The sequence below is a fragment of the Streptomyces sp. NPDC001604 genome (genome assembly GCF_042893475.1).
Classification (GTDB): domain Bacteria; phylum Actinomycetota; class Actinomycetes; order Streptomycetales; family Streptomycetaceae; genus Streptomyces.
In genome coordinates this window covers 121,865-141,409 of record NZ_JBIAUY010000021.1, presented here as the reverse complement: position 1 = coordinate 141,409, position 19,545 = coordinate 121,865, and the positions used below count along the sequence as shown (strand labels likewise).

Genomic DNA, 19,545 nt, shown 5'->3' with positions numbered 1-19,545 from the left:
TGAGGGCGGTGAGCCATCCTGGGCTGCTGCGCGAACGGAACGAGGACAGCCTCGTCGTCGGTGCCGGCGCTGCTGGTGGCGATTCCTGCCTCGCCCTGTGCGGTGCCCCCCCCGCGGTAGCGCTGCGTCCGGCCGGCAGGTTGCTGCTCCTGACCAGCCTGGCCGTCTCTTCCGCGACCCCCGGCTGACGTGGAGGCGAAGGGACTGTTCGGGCTGATCAGCACGCACCGCGACGGCTGGCGCATCACCGTCGCCGACCTGGCACGCCACAGCCGCGACGGCGAGGGGGCGGTCAAGAGCGGCCTCAAAGAGCTTGAACACCACGGCTTTGTGGTGCGAGTACGCACCCGCCAAGACGACGGCACCCTCGGCGGGGTCGTGTACGTCATCACCGACCAGCCGGATGTGCAGTCGTGCAGGTCGCATCCGGAGCCGGGTTTTCCACCAGTAGATGAGCCGACGTCGGCTGACCCGCCGCTCGCACCGGCTGCCGACGAGCTGCATCCCGGGATCCGCCTGCTGCTCGACATCGCAAACAGCCGCCCCGAGTTCCTGCTGACGGCAAGGCGCTGACTGACCAGGGTCGGGTGGTGACCGTGATGCTGGAGAGCGGCTGGAGTCCCGAACTGCTGCGCCACATCATCACCAGCAGGCCGCTCCCGCACCCGGTACGCGGTTGGCCCGTGCGCTGCGGCCGAGTGCGTCGGCTAACGGAGACCTTGCCCAGCGGAAATCGTCCTGTAATACCGACACCGTCTACTCGTATGCAACAGCGGTTCACTACAGGAAACATCTTCTACTGGGCAGGGAGGAACCCGTGCGGACCGATCCCGATCTCGCGGAGCTGGTTCATGCCGACAACACCGAGTTCGTTCTAGCGGTCTTCGTCGACCTGACCGGCAAGCCGTGCGCCAAGCTCGTCCCGGCCCAGGCCGTCGAGGAACTCCGCGACGAGGGCGTCGGGTTCGCCGGGTACGCGGCCGGTGCGCTCGGCCAGCAGCCCAGCGACCCCGACGTCATCGCCCGGCCCGACGCCCGCTCGTACACGCCCGTCCCCTTCGTCAAGCCCGGCCTCGCCCTCGTCCACTGCGACCCGTACGTGGAGGGCGAACCCTGGCCCTACGCCCCGCGCGTCATCCTGCGCAGGCTGCTGGAGCGGGCCGCGGAGCAGGGACTGTCGATGTCCGTCGGTGCCGAGGTCGAGTACTTCCTCGTCAACCGGGACGAGCACGGCGTACTCAGCGTCGCCGACGCCAAGGACAACGCCGCCCAACCCTGTTACGACGCCCGCGGGCTGACCCGTATGTACGACCACCTCACCTCCGTCTCCAGCGCCATGAACTCCCTCGGCTGGGGCAACTACGCCAATGACCACGAGGACGGCAACGGCCAGTTCGAGCAGAACTTCAAACACGCCGACGCCCTCACCACGGCCGATCGGGTCATCACCATGCGGTATCTGGTGTCGGTGCTGGCCGAACAGCGGGGCATGACTGCCACGTTCATGCCGAAGCCGTTCACCGACCGCACCGGCACGGGCATGCACCTGCACATGTCGCTGTGGCGGGGCGAGGAACCCACGTTCCCCGCCACCACCGACGAGCGCGGACTCGGCCTGTCCCCGCTCGCCTACTCCTTCGTCGCGGGCATCGTCGAGCACGCGCGGGCGCTGCAGGCCGTCATCGCACCGACGGTCAACTCCTACAAGCGCACCGGCGCGGTCTCCACCCGCTCTGGCGCCACCTGGTCGCCACGCGTTGCGAGTTACGGCGGCAACGACCGCACCCACTTCGTCCGCGTCCCCGACGGCAACCGCATCGAGCTGCGCGGCGGAGACGGCGCCGCCAACCCTTACCTCGCCGCTGCCGCCGCCCTCGCCGCCGGTCTCGACGGCATCGAGCGCGGCCTCGACCCGGGCGAACCGGGCGCGGCGGGCAAGGGCCCTGAACTCCCGCCCACCCTGCTGCACGCCGTCGAGGCTCTCCAGGCCGACGAGGTGATCAGCGGCGCCCTGGACGCGGCCGGGACCGGGGTGAGCCGGTACTTCGCCGACCTCAAGCGCGAGGAGTTCTTCGACTGGCACGCCACGGTCGGCCCCTGGGAGCTCGACCGTTATCTGACCGCCTTCTGACCGCCTCCGTCTTCCGGCCGCATTCCGAAGGGACTTGAGATGTGCGGAATCGTGGGGCTCCATCTTCGGGAGCCCTCACTCGAACCCCGGCTGGGCGAGCTGCTGGCCGCCATGCTGGGTCAGGTCGTCGAGCGTGGCCCCGACTCGGCGGGTGTCGCGGTCTACGGCGACCCGCGGTTGTCCCCGCCGGGACGCGAGGTCGTCTCCCTGCTCGGGGTCACCCCCGCCGAGGCGGAGGCCGCGCTGCCGGGTGCTGTCGCCGTCCAGGCCGACGCGACGACGGTCGTGCACGCGGACACGGACGTGCTCGCCACGGTGGCCGATGCGCTGCCGCACGCCACCGTCATCGGGTCCGGTATGGATATGGCTGTGCTCAAGGGCACTGGAAATCCGGTGGAGTTGGCGCAGTCCTTCGGGCTCGCGTTCGTCACCGGCTGGCAGGGGGTGGGGCACACGCGCATGGCCACCGAGTCGGCCGTGACGCCCGAAGGCGCCCACCCCTTCTCCGTCGGTCCCGGACAGTGCCTGGTGCACAACGGCTCCTTCGCCAACCACGCCACCATCCGCCGTGAACTGCGCGCCCAGGGCGTTGAGTTCGTCAGCGAGAACGACTCCGAGGTCGGCGCCCGCTTCGTCGCCCATCAGTTGGCACAGGGCGCCGACCTGGAGAAGGCGCTGCGGCTGCTGTGCGAGCGGTTCGACGGTTTCTACACGCTGCTGGTGTCCACCGGCGACTCCTTCGCGGTCGTCCGCGACGCCATCGCGTGCAAGCCGGCCCTGATCGCCGAGACCGACGCGTGGGTGGCGATGGCCTCCGAGTACCGGGCGCTGGACGTCCTCCCCGGCATCGAGAACGCCCGCATCTTCGAACCCGAGCCGGAAGAGGTGTACGTATGGCGACGCTGATCGACCTGGCCGAGACCCCGGTACGGGAGCTCAACCAGGCCCTGCACGACCCCGAGGTCACGTCCTGGCGTGTCCTCAACCCGCGCGGCGCGCACGCTGTGGCCTGCGGCATCCGGGACGATCTCGCCGTCGACATCGAGGGGCACGTCGGCTACTACTGCGCCGGCATGAACCAGCGCGCCACGGTGACCGTCCACGGCAACGCGGGCACCGGAGTCGCCGAGAACATGATGTCCGGCACGGTGCGCGTGCGCGGCAACGCGTCCCAGTCGGCCGGGGCCACCGCCCACGGCGGCCTCCTGGTGATCGACGGAGACGCCTCCGCCCGCTGCGGCATCTCCATGAAGGGCGTGGACATCGTCGTCGGCGGCAACGTCGGCCACATGAGCGCGTTCATGGGGCAGGCCGGGCGGTTGGTGGTCTGCGGCGACGCGGGCGACGCCCTCGGCGACTCGTTGTACGAGGCACGCCTCTACGTCCGCGGCACGGTCAAGTCTCTCGGTGCCGACTGCGTAGAGAAGGAGATGCGTCCCGAACACCTAGCGGAACTCGCCGAACTGCTGAAAGCGGCTGAGCGGGACGAGGACCCGGCGGACTTCCGCCGTTACGGTTCGGCCCGCGAGCTGTACCACTTCAAGGTCGACAACACGGCGTCGTACTAGTCGTTCTGAGGGAGTTCGAACAACCATGGACACCGCATCCCACGGTCTGCGTGAGTCGGCGACCTTCGACCGCGCCACCATTCATGCCATCCAGCGCGCCGCCGAGACCGGCATCTACGACATCCGTGGCTGGGGCGCGAAGCGGAGGCTTCCGCACTTCGATGATCTGTTGCTGCTCGGCGCCTCCATGTCCCGGTATCCGCTGGAGGGTTACCGCGAGCGCTGTGACACAGACGTCGTGCTCGGTACCCGGCACGCCAAGAACCCTCTGCGGCTCGCGACCCCCGTCACCATCGCCGGCATGAGCTTCGGTGCTCTGTCCGCCCAGGCCAAGGAGGCCCTCGGGCGCGGGGCCAGCGAGGTGGGCACGTCCACGACCACCGGTGACGGCGGTATGACGCCCGAGGAACGCGGCCACTCCAAGCACCTCGTCTATCAGTATCTGCCGTCGCGCTACGGCATGAACCCCGACGACCTGCGGGCGGCCGACGCCATCGAGGTCGTCCTCGGCCAGGGCGCCAAGCCCGGCGGCGGGGGCATGCTGCTTGGCCAGAAGATCACCGAACGGGTCGCGGGGATGCGGACGTTGCCTGTCGGTGTCGACCAGCGCAGCGCCTGCCGCCACCCCGACTGGACGGGCCCCGACGACCTCGCCATCAAGATCCTGGAGCTGCGCGAGATCACCGACTGGGAGAAGCCGATCTATGTGAAGGTCGGCGCGACCCGGACGTACTACGACGTGAAGCTCGCCGTGCATGCGGGCGCGGACGTCGTGGTCGTCGACGGTATGCAGGGCGGCACGGCCGCCACCCAGGACGTCTTCATCGAGCACGTCGGCATCCCCACCCTCGCCGCGCTGCCCCAAGCCGTGCGCGCCTTGCAGGAGTTGGGCGTGCACCGCGAAGTCCAGCTGATCGTTTCCGGCGGCATCCGGGGCGGCGCCGACATGGCCAAGGCCCTCGCGCTCGGCGCGGACGCGGTCGCCATTGGCACGGCGGCACTGATCGCGCTCGGGGACAACCACCCGAAGTACGACGCCGAGTACCGCGAACTCGGCTCCGCCGCAGGTTACTTCGACGACTACCAGGATGGCCGCGACCCGGCCGGCATCTCCACCCAGGACGAGGAACTCGCCGCCCGCCTCGACCCCGTCGACGCCGGTCGCCGGCTCGCCAACTTCCTGCGGGTGATGACCATGGAGGCGCAGACCCTCGCCCGCGCCTGCGGCAAGGGGCACCTGCTGAATCTTGAGCCCGAGGACCTGGTGGCGCTGACGATCGAGTCCGCCGCCATGGCCCGTGTCCCGCTCGCGGGCACGAACTGGATCCCCGGGGAGGGCCTGTGATCGCAGTCGTGGGTGCCGGTCTGATGGGTGCGGCCACCGCCTGGCAACTGGCCCGCCGCGGCCACGAGGTCACGCTGATCGAGGCGTACGACATCGGCCACAAGCGGGGGAGTTCGCACGGCAGCTCGCGGATCTTCCGACGGGCCTACGGCGAGAAGCTCTACGTGGACTTGACCGGGCAGGCATACGAGGAGTGGCGCGAGCTGGAGCGCGACAGCTCGACTCCCTTGCTGCGCATGACCGGTGGACTCGACTTCGGGGCGGGACGTGACCCGAAGGGCCTGGGACGGGTGCTCGGCGAGGCCGGAGTGGCGCACGAAGTCCTCTCCGCCGAGGACGCGTCGGAGCGCTGGCCGTACGTCCGCTTCGACGGACCGGTCCTCCACCACCCGGGCGCCGGGGTGATCGACGCCGACGAGACGGTCGCGGCGTGTCTGCGCAGGGCCATCGAGCACGGGGCGGACGCGTGGATCGGGGTGCGGGTGACCGGCTTCGAGGTGGGGGGGAAGGTGCTCCTGCGCATGGACGACGGCCGTGAACTGACCGCCGACACCGTGGTGATCGCCGCCGGAGCCTGGCTGCCCGAGCTTGGACTGCCGGTCCCGCTGCCGCTGTTGAAGGTGACCCAGCAGCAGGTCTTCCACTTCCGTCAGCGCGACCCCTCGGTGGTGTGGCCGACGCTGGTCTTCAAGGACGACATGATGCAGACGTACGGTCTGCCGTCGGGCGGCGACGGCGGCCCGCTGCCCGCCGTGAAGGTCGCCGAGCACGACCGGGGCACCCGCACCACCGCCAGTACCCGCACGGGTGTCGTCGACCCGTCATCGCGCACCCGCGTGAGCGACTTCGTCCGCGACCGGCTGCCCGGCCTCGACCCCGATCCGGTCGCGGAGGCGACCTGTCTGTACACCACCGCCCCGAAGGACGACTTCGTCCTCGACCGGCACGGCCCGCTGGTCATCGTCTCCCCGTGCTCCGGCCAGGGCGCCAAGTTCACCCCGCTCATCGGCGCGATGGCCGCCGATCTCGCCACCGGCCGTGCCGAGCCCCACGACCGCTTCCGCCTGAAGCCCACCGCGTAGGATGCGGCGGTGACCGATCAACCGGAACCCGCGGCGGACCTCGACGACAAGGCCCTGGAGCGCATCATCGCGGTCCGGGCCCGCGAGTACCGGCAGGCGGCCGGGCTGTCGGTCGGCGAGATGGCACAGCGGGTCGGCATCTCCAAGGCCATGCTGTCGAAGATCGAGAACGCCCAGACCGCGTGCAGCCTCACCACCCTCTCCCGGCTCGCGCGCGGTCTCGACGTCCCGGTCACCGCCCTTTTCCGCGGCATGGACGACGAACGCGAGGCCGTCTTCGTCCCCGCCGGGCACGGCGCCCGGATCGTCCGGCGCGGCACCAAGGTCGGCCACGAGTACGCCCAGCTCGGCTCGCTGCGCGGCGCGCACAAGCGGATGGACGCCCTGCTGGTCACGCTCACCGAACAGAGCGAGGTCTTCCCGCTCTTCCAGCACGCCGGCACCGAGCTCCTCTACATGCTGGAGGGCGAGATGGTCTACGGGCACGGCAAGTCCCGCTACACGCTGCGCCCCGGCGACGCCCTCCAGTTCGACGGCGAGGCCCCGCACGGCCCGGAGCGGCTGGTGGAGTTGCCGATCCGCTTCCTGACGGTGACGGCCTTCGGGGACAGCCCGCAGCACTGAAACCCGGCTTTAATCGGCCATGAGCGTGTCCTGTAACGCACCTTCGGTCTACTGCGGTGAAACGAAGTCTCCTGTAGCTGGACCTCTCCGCGGAGTGTGCGCATGGACACCGGAAGTACCGCTTGGATGCTCGCGAGCACGGCACTGGTCTGTCTGATGGTGCCCGGCCTCGCGCTCTTCTACGGCGGCATGGTTGCCGCCAAGAGCGTCCTCAACATGATCATGATGACCTTCGGGGCCGTGGCCCTCGTCGGCTGCATCTGGGTCGTCTACGGCTACTCGGCCTCCTTCGGCGACTCGATCGGCGGCGCCGGGATCCTCGGGGACGTCACCGAGTACTTCGGCCTCGGCGGCGTCATGAAGGACGACCCGAAGGCCGTCATCCCGCTCTCCGTCTTCGTCGCCTTCCAGGCCCTGTTCGCGGCTCTCACCGCCGCCCTGATCTGCGGCGCCATCTCGGACCGCATCAAGTTCGGCGCCTGGATGGCCTTCACCGGTATCTGGGTCACCCTCGTCTATCTGCCGGTCGCGCACTGGGTGTTCGCCTTCGACGGCAAGAACGTGACCGGCGGCTGGATCGTCAACAAGCTCGGCGCCATCGACTTCGCCGGCGGCACGGCCGTCCACATCAACTCCGGCGCCGCCGCCCTCGCCGTGATCCTCGTCCTCGGCAAGCGCATCGGCTGGCGCAAGGAGGGCGCCCAGGAACGGCCCCACAACCTCCCCCTGGTGATGCTCGGCGCGGGCCTGCTCTGGTTCGGCTGGTTCGGCTTCAACGGCGGCTCCGCCCTGACGTCCTCGAACGCCGCCTCGGTCGTCGTGCTGAACACCTTCACCGCCACCTGCTCCGCGATGCTCGGCTGGCTCCTCGTCGAGAAACTCCGCGACGGCCACCCCACCAGCCTCGGCGCCGCGTCCGGCGCGATCGCCGGACTCGTCGCCATCACCCCGTCCTGCGGCGCAGTCTCCCCGGTCGGCGCGCTCGTCCTCGGCGCCATCGGCGGCGGAGTGTGCGCCCTCGCCGTCGGCCTCAAGTACAAGTTCGGCTACGACGACTCCCTCGACGTCGTCGGCATCCACCTCGTCGGAGGCGTCACCGGCACCCTCCTGGTCGGCGTCCTCGCCACGTCGGACGCCCCCAACGGCGTCGACGGCCTCCTGTACGGTGGCGGTCTCTCCCTCCTCGGCAAGCAGGCCGTCGGCGCCTTCGCCGTACTCGCCTACTCCTTCGCCATCACCTGGCTCATCGCCAAGGCGCTCGACAAGACGATGGGCCTGCGGGTCCGCCCCGAGGCGGAGCGGGAGGGCGTCGACGTCCACCTGCACGCGGAGAGCGCCTACGACCTCACGCACACGCCGGCCCCCGCCCCCGCCCCGCAGCCTGCCGCTGCCGGGTGAGCCAGGCGCGGCCTCCGTCGTAGGACTGGGCACCAGGTGACCGGATGGCCCGACCCGTGCCCGGGGTGGTGGTAGTTGCCTGCCACACCCTGGGCGAGGGTGCTCCCGTCGAACTCGGCCAGGACACGCACCTTCGACGGGGCGGGGACGAAGGTTGCACCACTCGTCGCTGAAGGCCCAAGCCGACGGCAGCCCGCCGCCCGTACGGCCCGCCATGCGTACGATCCCCGGCCGCACGGGCCCGTGGTCGTAGAAGTTCGCCCCGCCCAACAGGCCATCGTGGCAAGGCCAGTTGGTACTCCCCGAAAGCGCTGCGGATGCCGACGAAGCCGGCGCCGTGCGTGGTCGTGTTGCCCGCGGGGCTGGCGAAGGCGACCGTCGTGCCGCGCTGGATGCTCCCGTACTGCGGTGCCACGGCATGTTGGGCCACCAGGTTCTCGGTGGCTCCGGGGCTCTGCGTCGTGCTGTTCCAGAAGTGGGTGGACCGGCGCCGGTGTTGGCCTCGCCGGGATAGAGGTCGGCGATCCGCCGTATCGTCAGGCACTGCAGATAGGCGACCTGGCAGTCCATGGTGGGCGACGGCCAGCGGAAGGCCCCGATCGCGGCCGACTGGTCGACGATGCCAAGCACGTTGCCGTGCTTGGCCTGCAGTTTCGTGCCGCAAGTGTCAGGTGCTCTCACATGCTCAGTGGTCGTTGATCGAGACGATCGTGGAGCGGCCAACGGGTTGGCCGCAGTGGGAGACCCGGCCCCGTGCCCGCCGTCGAAGGCCCTGGAAAAACGGCACCAAGAGCCGCTCACCAGGCTTGTCCTCACCCACGACGCCAAGTTCGACATCCCGCAGCTGGTGTGGGCCCTGCGTCTGCCCCTCGCGTACGTCGGGGCCATGGCGTCCCGCCGGACTCATGCGCGTGAAAGCCGACCGCGGGGTCGATAGCGGCCGACCTCGTTGCAGCCAGCCGACGCCCCGGGACGTCCGCTCAAGGCCGCCAGGGGTCGACCCACCGCCGCTCGCGTACGAGGCGCAGCGGCCAGGAGGGGGCGGGGCTCGGCCCGGCTGAGGGCGCTGAACGGCGCCGGGATGGGGTTCGCATGCGTGGGATCTTGTTCGGACGGCACGCCTCAGAACCGCGTTTCCGCAGGTAGGAGTGGTGTGCCGAGAGCTTCGCGGCGGACGTCTGCGCCGTCCACGCTTCACGAGGGCCCGCATCGATGACCGGACCGCCGTAGTCCTGTGCGTCGGCGCCATCGATGAGGCAGACGCACGGGAGCTGGGTATGCCGCTGCCGGGCCGCGGAGCTGCTCGCCGACCTCGCTGTGCAGCCGCCGAGCCTCCCACCCTGACGGCATCACATGCCATATGTCACTCCGAATTAACTTGGCACTCGAATGCCACATGGCACTTAGTGCCATAAGCTGAGCTCATCCGATCGAACCGTGAGTTCAGGAGACCCCTCACCGTGAGCAAGCCCACCCTTGCCGAGGCTTCCGTCCAGAAGCCGGCCCCAGCCGCCCCGGGCATTCGCCGACTGCGCGGCCATCCGTGGCTGTCGCTGCTGGCCGTCGCGCTCGGCGTGATGCTCGTCGCGCTGGACGGGACGATCGTCGCCATCGCCAGCCCGGCCATCCAGAAGGACCTGGACGCCTCACTGTCCGACATCCAGTGGGTGACCAACGCCTACCTGCTGGCCCTCGCGGTCAGCCTGATCACCGTCGGCAAGCTCGGCGACCGCTTCGGCCACACGAGGATCTTCCTGATGGGCGCGGTCGGCTTTGTCGCCTCCTCCGTCGGCATCGGCCTGACCACTGACATCAAGGTCATGATCGGCCTGCGCGTGGTGCAGGGTTTGTTCGGCGCGATGCTCCAGCCGACCGCGCTCGGCATCGTCCGCGCCACGTTCCCGCCCGAGAAGCTGAACTCCGCGATCGGCATCTGGGGCGCGGTGGTCGCCGCGTCCACCGCGGCCGGCCCGATCGTCGGCGGTCTGCTGGTCGAGCACGTCAACTGGGAGTCCTGCTTCTACATCAACGTGCCTGTCGGCATCGTCGCCGTCGCTATGGGTCTGCTGTTCCTGAAGGACACCGAGCGAGACCAGGACTCCAAGTCCTTCGACGTCCCTGGGATCGTGCTGCTGTCCGGTGCCCTGTTCCTGCTGGTGTGGGCCCTGATCAAGGCCCCCGACTACGGGTGGGGCGACGCGAAGACCCTTGGCTTCTTTGGCGCCACCCTGGTCGTGGGCCTGCTGTTCGTGCTGCGTGAGAGCCGCACGAAGGAGCCGCTTCTGCCGCTGCGCCTGTTCCGCTCCCTGCCCTTGTCGGCGGGCACCGTACTGATAGTCATGCTGGCGTTCTGCCTGTTCGGCGCCATGTTCTACATGACCTTCTACCTGCAGAACGTGCACGGCATGAGCGCCGTCGACGCCGGCGTGCGGATGCTCCCCCTGACGGGCCTGATGGTTGTCGGCTCACCGCTGGCCGGTGTGCTCATCAACCGGTTCGGTCCACGGCCGCCGATCGTCGTCGGCATGCTCGTGACGGCCGGAGCCCTGTTCGGTCTCGGCGGCCTCGACACCGGTTCGGGCGCCAACGACACCCTGGTGTGGTTCGGCATGCTGGGCCTCGGCCTGGCCCCGATCATGGTCGGCGCCACCGAGGTCATCGTCGGCCACGCCGAGGTCGAGCTGGCCGGTGTGGCCGGCGGTCTGCAGTCCACCGCCATGCAGGTCGGCGGAACCCTCGGCACCGCGGTCCTGGGCGCGGTGATGACCGCCAAGGTCAACGACGTCTTCACCGAACGCTGGTCGGACGCCCACCTGCCCCCGCTCCGCGGCGAGCAGCTCGCCCAGGCCAAGGAGGCGGTCTCCGTCGGCGTCGCCCCGGTCGCCCCCAAGACCCCGGCGCCCGTCGCCGAGGTCATCACGGACATCACGCACCACGCCTTCATGGACGGCATGAGTCTCGCGTTCGTCGTCGCCGGCGTCGTCGCCCTCGTGGGCGCTGCGATCGGTCTGCTGACCAAGCAGGGCCGCAAGGTCGAAGGCACGGCAGTGCACATCTGACGTCCTGCCAGGCGGGTTTAGCGGCCCGCCCCTAGACGCGGGGAGCGCACCGCCCGGTCTGAGCGGCGCCGGGCGGGTCTTCTTCTGGCGCTCCCCGTCCGGCCGGGGCCCTCGTGGGGACGGCGGGCCCCGGCCTCTCCTTGTGACCTGTGGCAGACTTCCCGCGGAAAGAGCGGAGGCAGGACGATATGACGACTGCGGCGAAGCCCGGTCTGCGGGAGCGCAAGAAGATGCGCACCCGGTATGCGATCATCTCGACCGCCGTGACCCTGTTCGTGGAACGCGGTTACGACGAGACCACCGTCGCCGAGATCGCCGAAGCCGCCGAGGTCGCTCCCCGCACCTTCTTCCGCTACTTCGCCACCAAGGACGAGGTCGCCCTGGCCCTGATCACCGAGGTGGACGAGGCTATCTTTCCCGCCCTGGAGGCACGCCCGGCCGAGGAGCCGCCGGTCACCGCGTTGGCCAATGCGGCCCGTACCGTCGTAGAGCAGCTGATGCAGGCGGACGACAGCACTGGGGAGCTGTGGACGCGCATCGTGTGGCTGCTGGAGTATTCCCCGCCGCTGCTGGCCGCCCACTACCAGCGTGCCCTTTCGATCGAGGACCGTCTCGCGCGCAAGCTCGCCGAGCGCGAGGGTGTCGACCCGGACATCGACCTGCGCCCCTTCCTCGCCGTCGGCGCCGTCGGCACGGCCCTGCGCGCGGCCCATCACCACTGGGCGGCTCTTCCTCAGGGCACGGCGGAGGATCTGGCTCGGCTGCGCGAGCACGCCCTGCAGATTTTGAACGAGCCCCTCGACCGCCACTGGGCAGAGGGCTGAGCCCGGAGCCGAGGCGCCAGGCGATGCCGCCGGGGTGACGGGAGCCTGCTGTGGTGCGATGCGACGAGCTCCTTGACGTCAGTGCGGAAAGCCGGTCGAAGACGTCCTGGGCGGCTTCCGTGTAACGGAGGCCGTAAGGGGGCGGAACTCCACACCTTGGCGTCCATCTCATCGAGTTCCGGGTACCGCACACGCAGTGTGTCCGCGAGATGGTCCTCCCGGACGACCGTGTGGAGGTTGACGGTCGCCATGAGGGTCTCGGGCTGCTCGATCACCGGAGCCGGGGCGGGGAAGAGGCCCCCCGTATACGCGACACCGGGTCACGACGGCCTCGGCATCGGCGGCACCTCGGCCTCAGGTTGCCCACGGTCTCGATCAGCTCCATGAGACGGGCGTTCGTCTGCTCCCAGATGTCGAGGATCACGGTTTCCTTCGACGGGAAGCCGCGCCCAAAGAACCGCTGAAGGCGCAGGGGGCAACAACACACCTGCCATGAGGGGCGCGGCCCGCGTGCAGTACTCCGCGCCCTCGATCGGTGATCGCCCCACAGGCCGGCACATCCTCCGCGAAGGGCAGAGCGTGGCTCCAGAGCCCAGTGGAGACGTGACGGGTTCGTTGCCGTCGATTTGCTTTACAGCCCCGAAATGTTGGATTAACTTCTAATGTTGGAAGTGGTTCCAACTTTTCGCGATCCCAACAAGGTGAGCGGTTGTTACGGAGGTCCGATGACCGACCGATTGAATGTGACGTTTCCTTCGGGGCCGGACGAGTGTCACGCCTGGCTGTACCTGCCCGAGGGCGGGGGTCGGCGTCCCGTGGTGGTCATGGCACACGGTCTCGGTGGGGTCCGCGAGATGCGGCTGGACGCCTACGCCGAGCGTTTCGCCGCTGCCGGCTACGCGTGCCTGGTGTTCGACTACCGGCACTTCGGGGCCAGCGGCGGTCAGCCGCGACAGCTCCTGAGCATCAGACGACAGCTCCAGGACTGGCGGGCCGCCGTGGCGTACGCGCGCTCCCGGCCGGAGACCGATCCCCGGCGCGTGGTGCTGTGGGGCACCTCTTTCGGCGGCGGCCATGTCCTGGCGACAGCCGCCCAGGACCCGGCCGTCGCCGCCGTCATCGCCCAGGGCCTGTTCACCGACGGTGTCGCCTCTGCCCTGGCGATGCGCCCGGACACCTCGGTGAAGGTGATGGCCCGCGCGGTCCGTGACGTGGTCGGCGCCCGCCTTGGGCGCCCTCCCGTCATGGTCGCGACGGCGGGGCCGCCCGGATCCGCCGCGTTGATGACCGCTGCGGACGCCGAGCCCGGCTACCTGGCCCTCGTGCCCGACGACGCGCTCTTCTCCAACCAGGTTGCGGCGCGGTTCGCCCTGGACATCCTTCGCTACCGGCCGGGCCGCCGGACCGCGAAGATCGCATGCCCGGTGCTGTTCTGCGTATGCGAGCACGACAGCGTGGCCCCCGCGCGGCCGACCCTGCGCCATGCCCGCAGGGCGCCGCGCGGCGAGATCCGCCTCTACCCCGACGGCCACTTCGACATCTACCTCGGCGAGCCCTTCGAACGCGTTGTCACGGACCAGCTCGCCTTCCTGGCGCGGCACGTCCCCATCGGCTCCGCACCTGGTGAAGCCCCGGGACCCACGACACTCTGAAAGAGGTACGAGATGCCCACCTACCCGATTGCGGGGAAGACCGTCTTCATCACCGGCGCCGCCGGAGGCATCGGTACGGCCACCGCCCGCACGCTGCACTCGCGCGGAGCCAACGTGGTCCTCGCCGACCGGGGCATCGACGCCACATCGGCCCTCGCCCGCGAGCTCGGCGGCGACCGGACACTGGCGCTGTCGGTGGATGTCACCGATCGCGCCGCACTGGCCGACGCGGTGGGCCGTACGGTCGACCGGTTCGGCGGCCTGGATGTCGTCTTCGCCAACGCGGGGATCGCGGCCGATCCGCCGGCGACGATCGCCACCATCGACCCGGCCATGTTCGAGCGCGTCGTCGAAGTGGACCTGCTGGGCGTCTGGCGCACCGTTCGCGCCGCACTGCCGCACGTTATCGCGGCGCGCGGGCACGTCCTGGTCACCGCTTCGGTGTACGCCTACTTCAACGGCATGACCAACGCCCCCTACGCCATGTCGAAGGCCGGCGTCGAGCAGTTCGGCCGCGCCCTGCGCGCCGAACTCGGCATCCACGGCGCCAGCGCCGGGGTGCTCTACCCCGGCTGGGTCCACACGCCCATCGCTGGAGCAGCATTCGGAAGCCACGACATCACCACCCGCATGCGTGAGATCGCCTTCCCGTCCCTGCTCGGCAAGGCCATCGCCCCCACGCGCGTCGCGGACGCCGTCGTCCGCGGCATCGAGAACCGGTCGGCCCGTGTCATGGTCCCCCGCAGATGGGTACCGTTTTCGGCCCTGCGCGGCGTCCTCAACCCCGTCACCGATCTCATCGCCGAACGTCACCCCGAACTGCGCCGACTCCTGCGCCGACTCGAGGAATCCGCCGACCCCGCAGGCAAGTCCCCGCAGACCAACTCACCGAGGTAGGCCGTCATGACCCGTTACGACCTGGCGGGGCGCACCGTAGCCCTCACCGGTTCCACCGGCGGCCTCGGCATCGCCCTGGCCAACGCCCTGCGCGAACGGGGTGCCAACCTCGCACTGCTCGACCTCGACGCCGAGGCGGCCCAGGCCCAGGCGGAGAAACTGGGGGGCGACACAGTCGCCCGGGGCTGGGCCGTGGACGTCCGTGATCTCGCCGGACTGCAGGCGGCCATGGACGAGGCCGCCGCGCACTTCGGGCGCCTTGATGTCGCCGTCGCCGGCGCGGGCATCGACACCATAGCCCCCCTGGCGACGATTGACCCTGCCGCCTACGAGCGGGTGATCGACATCAACCTCAACGGCGTCTGGCGCACCTTCCGGGCGGCTCTGCCCCACGTCGAGGCCGAACGCGGCTATCTCCTCGCGATCTCCTCCATGGCCGCCTTCGTGCACTCGCCGCTCCAGGTCTCCTACACCGCGAGCAAGGCCGGCGTGTGGGCGATGTGCGACAGCCTTCGCCTGGAGGTTCGCCACCTGGGGGTCGGTGTCGGCAGCGCCCACCCCACGTTCTTCCGCACTCCGATGATGGACGACGTGACCGCGGACCCGGCCGGGCACGCCCTCTGGAGCGGCAACTCCAAGGGGATTTGGAAGATGGTGCTGCTGGAGAAGGTCATCGCCGGCATCGTCCGCGGCATCGAGCGCCGCGCTGACCGCGTCGTCGTCCCCCGGTCCCTCACCCTGACCGCGAACGCTCCCGGTCTGTTCCGGCCGGTACTCGAACGTGTCGGCTTCCGCCCTCAGACGGTCCAACGCGCCCTCGGCCTCGCCTCGGCGTCAGGCTGGCACGACCCGGCGGCGCATGAGCGCCACCAGGCCGGTTCCCGCTGAATTCCAGGCTGAAGGAAGCGGCCCAGGGGTCGGCCGTTCGGGCACCTCGTAAAGTAGCGAAGACCATGACAACCAAGGTCACACGCACGACACGTCGGGCCGCCGCAACCCGTGCGGCCATCGTCGACGCCGCCGAGGAACTGCTGGCCTCCGGAGGCCCCGAGGCGGTCACCTTGGAAGGCATCGCCGAACGCGCGGATGTCGCCGTGCAGACGGTGTACAACCGGGTAGGCGGCCGCGCGGCCGTTCTCATCGCGGTTGCCGAGCGGGCACTCGAGGACAACCGGACCTACATGGACGACGCCTACGCTGCCCCGGGCACCCCCGTGGAACGCATCAGGGCCGCCTCGGCCGCGTACGTCCGCTTCGCCGCCGAGCGCCCGCACCAGTTCCGCCTGCTGGCCGAGCCGCCGGACGAACCCGCGGCCCTGGAACGGGTCGCCGCGCTCGTCGACGAGCAGAACGCCAAACTCGCCGCCGCCCTGGCCGACGGGGTGGCCGACGGCTCGCTCGCCGCCGACCTCGACCCCGTCACCACCGCCACCGCTCTGTGGGCTGCCATGAACGGCGTTCTCGGCCTCTCCTGGCGCGCGGACCGACTCCGCGCTGACGCCTCCCATGTGACGGAACTCGTCGCAGCTGTGGAAAGGGTGGTTCTCCGCGGGCTGCTCGCCCGCTGAAGTGCGTGCGGGGCCGCGTCACCGTACGGCGGCCGGCCTGGCTTCCGCCACGCTCGGATACCGCCGCCTGCGGATCGGTCCCCCTCCGGGTGGCGGTGTCACCCAGGCCGGAGCACGTCTGTGCACGCCGTACGGCACCGCCGAGGTGTCCTGGGCGCTATCCGGGCGTGAACCCACCGTGGAGGCCGTCGTCCCTCCGAACACCACGGCCGACGCCGTACTGCCGGACGGCAGGGCGTCATCGAGGTGGGCTCCGGAGCCGCGGCGAGACCACCGTACGGGTGCTCGCCGGAGTGATGCGCGACGGCGAGAAGTTCCTGACCGACCTGGAAGGGCGGGCTTTGAGTCGCTTCCTGCGGCGGCCTTCTCCGCGATCTCGGCGAGGACCTCGGAGGTGCTTGCATCGAGTCCGTCGGTGGACGGAGCAGGGCTCCTCACGGAACACCTCCCCAGCTCGACCTGATGGAGGAGTGGCGTGACACGTCCGGCGCGTGGCTGTCGGGGTGGGGGGTCAAGTTCGGCCTCCGCGGTGGTCCGGAAGCTCATTCGCGGGGGTCGTGGGCGCACAGCCCGTGCAGGAACATGTCGAGGAACTGCTCGCGGACACCGTACGCACTGACCCCGCGGAGCCGGGCAATGTGCGAGCTGTACCCCGCGATGGAACCGGTGAAGGTCTCGGCGGCCACGGAACGGTCGATGCCGGCGCGCAGTTCACCGCGGAGTTGCGCGTCCCGGAGGACGTCCTCGACGACGGCGAGGGGCTTGTCGATGCAGTCGCGCTGGAATCTCGCGTACAGCTCGGGATGGTCGGGCAGCTCGAAGGAGCAGCGGGCGGCGATGAGCCAGCGTGGGCTGTCGAGGGCGTCGGCGATGTCGTCGTAGAGGGCGTTGAGGTCACCGACGAGACTGCCGGTGCGGGGCGGGACGAGGTCGAGGGCGAGGGTGTTGAGCCCCGCGATGATGAGCTCGTCCCGCTCGGTCCAACGGCTGTAGAGGGTGCGCTTGGCGACCTTGGCGCGGGCGGCGACGTTGTTGATCCGGAAGCCAGCGACACCATGGTCGGAGAGTTCGTCGACGACGGCGCGGAGGATGCGGTCGTCGGCGGTGGTGTCGCGGGGGCGGCCCGGTTTGGCGGGGCCGGGTTCGGCCGGGACCGGCGACGCGATGGCTGCCATGACTGGCTCTCCCCTCATCCCGAGACGACCCACGGCTCAGGACCCGTGCCCCTATTATGCGACCGAAACGGTTTCGTATTCACCGCAGCCTAGGTTACCGTGAACACGTGCGAAACCGTTTCGCTCGAAGCTCGAACGAGGTGCCTCGGATGACAGCGACGGACCAGGCCACCACGCCACGCACGCGCCGCAGCCGCATCGCCCCGGAACGCGAGGAGGAGCTCTTCGCCGCCGTCCTCGACCTCCTCCGCGAGGTCGGTTACGAGGCCCTGACCATGGACGCGGTGGCGATCCGCACCCATTGCAGCAAGGCCACGCTCTACCGCCAGTGGTCGGGCAAGCCGGAACTGGTCGCCGAGGCACTGCGCCGGACCAAGGGCAAGGTCGTCGGCGACATCGACACAGGTTCCCTCGAAGGCGACCTGCGCGCGGTGATCGAACAGCTGGACGACGAGCAGCTCCGCAGAGAAGCCGCCCTGGTCCGCGGCCTGATGCACGCCGTCCACACCCACCCCGACCTCATGCGGGCCCTGCAGAACCTGATCGTCGACCCCGACCCCGCCGGCCTCGCGGCGATCCTCCGGCGAGCGGTGGCTCGGGGTGAGGTACGAGCGGACTGCCCGGCACTGCAGTACGTGCCGTACGTATTGATCGGTGCCTTGGTGGCCCGGCCACTGGTGGCCAACCGGCCACCGGACCGGGCGTTCCTGCTCCACTATCTGGACTCGGTGGTCATGCCGTCCCTGACTACCTGACCCTGAGAGGTAAACAGCAACCTGATACAGCACATCCGCGATCAAGCAGCATGATGCAGCAGTTGGGGATAGCTGCGCATCCAACGGAGGTGTGAGCGACCGCCTGGCCGTTCTCCGGGCGTTGGTTCACGGCAACGTGCGCCAGCTCGTCGCGGTGCATCGCCGGGTGCTGGCCGAGCTGGCGGAGCGGCGCCCCTGCTGCCCGGCGCGGCCGCGCCGGGCGTATATCGATGTCGACTCGTTGCAACGGCGGGTGTTGGGCGGCACGAAGCAGCGCGCGGCGTTCGGGCACGGCAAGATCGCGTCGAAGCCGCTGCTGCGCAGGCTGAACGTGTGCTGGCCGCCACTGTGTCCACGCCGCTGGCCGCGTGCCGCCGCAACGGGGAGTACTTCTCGGTCACCGTGCGGATGGGTCCCAAGGCCGAACAGGCGATCACCGGCATCGCTGACGACGCATGGACCGCGATCAACTACGCCAACGCCACCTACGACGATCCCACCGACACCTGGATTTCCGACCCGAGATCGCCGAAGTGCCCTACACCGCGTTCGACTCCAAGGCCGCACACCGCACCGAAGGCAGCATGAGCGTGCGGCGGGCGAAGCGGCTCAAACGCAAGGCCGCCGCGCAGGGCCAGGGCGAGCTGTTCGCCACCTACCGGTATCACGCGCTGTTCATCGACAGCCCGTTCCCACTCCTCCGCGCCGAGTCCGACCACCGCGGCCACGCCGTCGTTGAGCAGGTCTTGCTCGCGGTCACCGCCCACACGCTCACCCGAGCACTGGGTGCACTGGCCTCGGCTCGCCACGCGAAGGCCCGCGGCGCCACCATCCGCACCGAACTGATCGCCGTCGCCGCCAATCCCGCCCGCAGCGGACGCGACCAGATCACCCCGTCACGGGCGCCCGTGGTCACGCCCATGGCGGTTACCGCGATGCTGGGGGCTCTTGCTGCCAGCTTGTTCACAGCGATGGGGCGGACAGTGGGAACCGCGCTCCGGCTCGAGAGAGGTCTCTCACCGGTAGCGCGCCGCTCGTCCTCACCTACGCCGTGGTCCACTGCGAAGGGATCACGGCCGGTGCCGGCAGGAGCACATGGCGATGCCGGGACGGGTCGTGGGGCATTGTCGTAGTCGGCGTGATGTCAGGTGTGGTCGCAGTCACGGCAGATGCGGAGAGTGCTGTTTCCGCTGGCAAGTTGGCTGCGGTGGTACACGAGGAAGCAGGCCGTACAGACGAATTCGTCGTCCAGCGGCGGAAGTACCGGGATGGCCAGTTGCTCGCTGGAGAGGTCGGCGCCGGGCAGTTCGAGGCCCTCGGCGGCCTCGAACTCATCGATGTCGATGGCGGGAGCGGATGTGGGTGTGCTCCGGGCGTTGAGCTCCTCGAGGTTGTCGATGACGCCGTCATTGCGTGGGGCGTCGTAGTCCTTTGCCATGCCACCTTCTCTGTCTTGATGCTTACGGT

The 19,545-nt window shown here is 69.7% G+C and carries 20 protein-coding genes and 2 pseudogenes; 19 read left to right on the top strand and 3 right to left on the bottom strand.

Going from position 1 to position 19,545, the window contains the following annotated elements:
- Nucleotides 1-189 precede the first annotated feature (189 nt).
- The 8 genes from ACFY1E_RS39920 (at nucleotide 190) to ACFY1E_RS39885 (ending at nucleotide 8,148) form a co-directional block, all read left to right on the top strand.
- The gene (locus ACFY1E_RS39920; protein ID WP_389085398.1) at nucleotides 190-573 is read left to right on the top strand and encodes a hypothetical protein; all 384 of its coding nucleotides are present in this window, start codon (nucleotides 190-192) and stop codon (nucleotides 571-573) included.
- A gap of 244 nt (nucleotides 574-817) precedes the next feature.
- Nucleotides 818-2,131: a type III glutamate--ammonia ligase gene (gene glnT, locus ACFY1E_RS39915; protein ID WP_389085396.1), complete on the top strand. Its 1,314-nt coding sequence runs from the start codon at nucleotides 818-820 to the stop codon at nucleotides 2,129-2,131.
- A gap of 51 nt (nucleotides 2,132-2,182) precedes the next feature.
- The gene (locus tag ACFY1E_RS39910; RefSeq protein ID WP_389085394.1) at nucleotides 2,183-3,037 is read left to right on the top strand and encodes a glutamine amidotransferase; all 855 of its coding nucleotides are present in this window, start codon (nucleotides 2,183-2,185) and stop codon (nucleotides 3,035-3,037) included.
- Complete coding sequence (locus ACFY1E_RS39905) at nucleotides 3,025-3,699, top strand: glutamate synthase (RefSeq protein WP_389085392.1); 675 nt, start codon at nucleotides 3,025-3,027, stop codon at nucleotides 3,697-3,699. The genes ACFY1E_RS39910 and ACFY1E_RS39905 overlap by 13 nt, the downstream gene beginning before the upstream one ends.
- Before the next feature lie 25 nt (nucleotides 3,700-3,724).
- Nucleotides 3,725-5,044, top strand: coding sequence for an FMN-binding glutamate synthase family protein (locus tag ACFY1E_RS39900; RefSeq protein WP_389085390.1), 1,320 nt, complete (start codon nucleotides 3,725-3,727; stop codon nucleotides 5,042-5,044).
- On the top strand, nucleotides 5,041-6,126 hold the full coding sequence (locus ACFY1E_RS39895) for an FAD-dependent oxidoreductase (RefSeq protein ID WP_389085387.1): 1,086 nt from the start codon (nucleotides 5,041-5,043) through the stop codon (nucleotides 6,124-6,126). Before ACFY1E_RS39900 ends, ACFY1E_RS39895 begins: the two co-directional genes overlap by 4 nt.
- 9 nt (nucleotides 6,127-6,135) lie before the next feature.
- On the top strand, nucleotides 6,136-6,750 hold the full coding sequence (locus ACFY1E_RS39890; protein WP_059190389.1) for an XRE family transcriptional regulator: 615 nt from the start codon (nucleotides 6,136-6,138) through the stop codon (nucleotides 6,748-6,750).
- Nucleotides 6,751-6,852: 102 nt separating this feature from the next.
- Nucleotides 6,853-8,148 carry an ammonium transporter gene (locus ACFY1E_RS39885; RefSeq protein ID WP_389085385.1) on the top strand — a complete coding sequence of 432 codons (1,296 nt, stop codon included), beginning with the start codon at nucleotides 6,853-6,855 and terminating at the stop codon, nucleotides 8,146-8,148.
- 486 nt (nucleotides 8,149-8,634) lie between these two features.
- Here ACFY1E_RS39885 and ACFY1E_RS39880 read toward each other — a convergent pair.
- Nucleotides 8,635-8,802, bottom strand: a pseudogene (locus ACFY1E_RS39880) (IS110 family transposase); the annotation flags it as partial.
- Nucleotides 8,803-8,908: 106 nt separating this feature from the next.
- Here ACFY1E_RS39880 and ACFY1E_RS39875 point away from each other — a divergent pair.
- From ACFY1E_RS39875 to ACFY1E_RS39840, 8 genes and pseudogenes are all read left to right on the top strand, one after another.
- Nucleotides 8,909-9,055, top strand: a pseudogene (locus tag ACFY1E_RS39875) (XdhC/CoxI family protein); the annotation flags it as partial.
- Between the two features lie 553 nt (nucleotides 9,056-9,608).
- Nucleotides 9,609-11,207: an MFS transporter gene (locus ACFY1E_RS39870; RefSeq protein ID WP_389085383.1), complete on the top strand. Its 1,599-nt coding sequence runs from the start codon at nucleotides 9,609-9,611 to the stop codon at nucleotides 11,205-11,207.
- Nucleotides 11,208-11,395: 188 nt separating this feature from the next.
- The gene (locus ACFY1E_RS39865; protein WP_389085381.1) at nucleotides 11,396-12,031 is read left to right on the top strand and encodes a TetR/AcrR family transcriptional regulator; all 636 of its coding nucleotides are present in this window, start codon (nucleotides 11,396-11,398) and stop codon (nucleotides 12,029-12,031) included.
- 725 nt (nucleotides 12,032-12,756) lie between these two features.
- Nucleotides 12,757-13,683, top strand: coding sequence for an alpha/beta hydrolase (locus ACFY1E_RS39860; RefSeq protein WP_389085378.1), 927 nt, complete (start codon nucleotides 12,757-12,759; stop codon nucleotides 13,681-13,683).
- 12 nt (nucleotides 13,684-13,695) lie between these two features.
- Nucleotides 13,696-14,580, top strand: a complete 885-nt coding sequence (locus ACFY1E_RS39855; RefSeq protein ID WP_389085376.1) for a short-chain dehydrogenase/reductase — start codon at nucleotides 13,696-13,698, stop codon at nucleotides 14,578-14,580.
- Between the two features lie 6 nt (nucleotides 14,581-14,586).
- Nucleotides 14,587-15,468: an SDR family NAD(P)-dependent oxidoreductase gene (locus ACFY1E_RS39850; RefSeq protein ID WP_389085374.1), complete on the top strand. Its 882-nt coding sequence runs from the start codon at nucleotides 14,587-14,589 to the stop codon at nucleotides 15,466-15,468.
- Between the two features lie 65 nt (nucleotides 15,469-15,533).
- Nucleotides 15,534-16,148, top strand: a complete 615-nt coding sequence (locus ACFY1E_RS39845; protein ID WP_389085372.1) for a TetR/AcrR family transcriptional regulator — start codon at nucleotides 15,534-15,536, stop codon at nucleotides 16,146-16,148.
- A 1-nt stretch (nucleotide 16,149) separates the two neighbouring features.
- Complete coding sequence (locus ACFY1E_RS39840; protein ID WP_389085369.1) at nucleotides 16,150-16,611, top strand: alpha-L-rhamnosidase C-terminal domain-containing protein; 462 nt, start codon at nucleotides 16,150-16,152, stop codon at nucleotides 16,609-16,611.
- Between the two features lie 79 nt (nucleotides 16,612-16,690).
- Here the strand turns inward: ACFY1E_RS39840 and ACFY1E_RS39835 are convergent, their stop codons facing one another.
- Nucleotides 16,691-17,323 (bottom strand): TetR-like C-terminal domain-containing protein, encoded by a 633-nt coding sequence (locus ACFY1E_RS39835; RefSeq protein WP_389085367.1) that lies wholly within the window; start codon nucleotides 17,321-17,323, stop codon nucleotides 16,691-16,693.
- A gap of 149 nt (nucleotides 17,324-17,472) precedes the next feature.
- Between ACFY1E_RS39835 and ACFY1E_RS39830 the strand changes: the two genes are divergently transcribed.
- The 3 genes from ACFY1E_RS39830 to ACFY1E_RS39820 all read left to right on the top strand — a co-directional run bounded on the left by ACFY1E_RS39830 (nucleotide 17,473) and on the right by ACFY1E_RS39820 (nucleotide 19,211).
- A complete protein-coding gene (locus ACFY1E_RS39830) occupies nucleotides 17,473-18,078 on the top strand; it encodes a TetR/AcrR family transcriptional regulator (RefSeq protein WP_389085364.1) in 606 nt (201 codons plus the stop codon).
- Between the two features lie 333 nt (nucleotides 18,079-18,411).
- Nucleotides 18,412-18,666 (top strand): hypothetical protein, encoded by a 255-nt coding sequence (locus ACFY1E_RS39825; protein ID WP_389085362.1) that lies wholly within the window; start codon nucleotides 18,412-18,414, stop codon nucleotides 18,664-18,666.
- Entirely contained in the window at nucleotides 18,612-19,211 is a 600-nt protein-coding gene (locus ACFY1E_RS39820; protein ID WP_389085360.1) for a hypothetical protein, read from the top strand. Before ACFY1E_RS39825 ends, ACFY1E_RS39820 begins: the two co-directional genes overlap by 55 nt.
- An 11-nt stretch (nucleotides 19,212-19,222) precedes the next feature.
- Here ACFY1E_RS39820 and ACFY1E_RS39815 read toward each other — a convergent pair whose 3' ends face one another.
- Nucleotides 19,223-19,516, bottom strand: coding sequence for a DUF4193 domain-containing protein (locus ACFY1E_RS39815; protein ID WP_389085358.1), 294 nt, complete (start codon nucleotides 19,514-19,516; stop codon nucleotides 19,223-19,225).
- Between the last annotated feature and the right edge of the window lie 29 nt (nucleotides 19,517-19,545).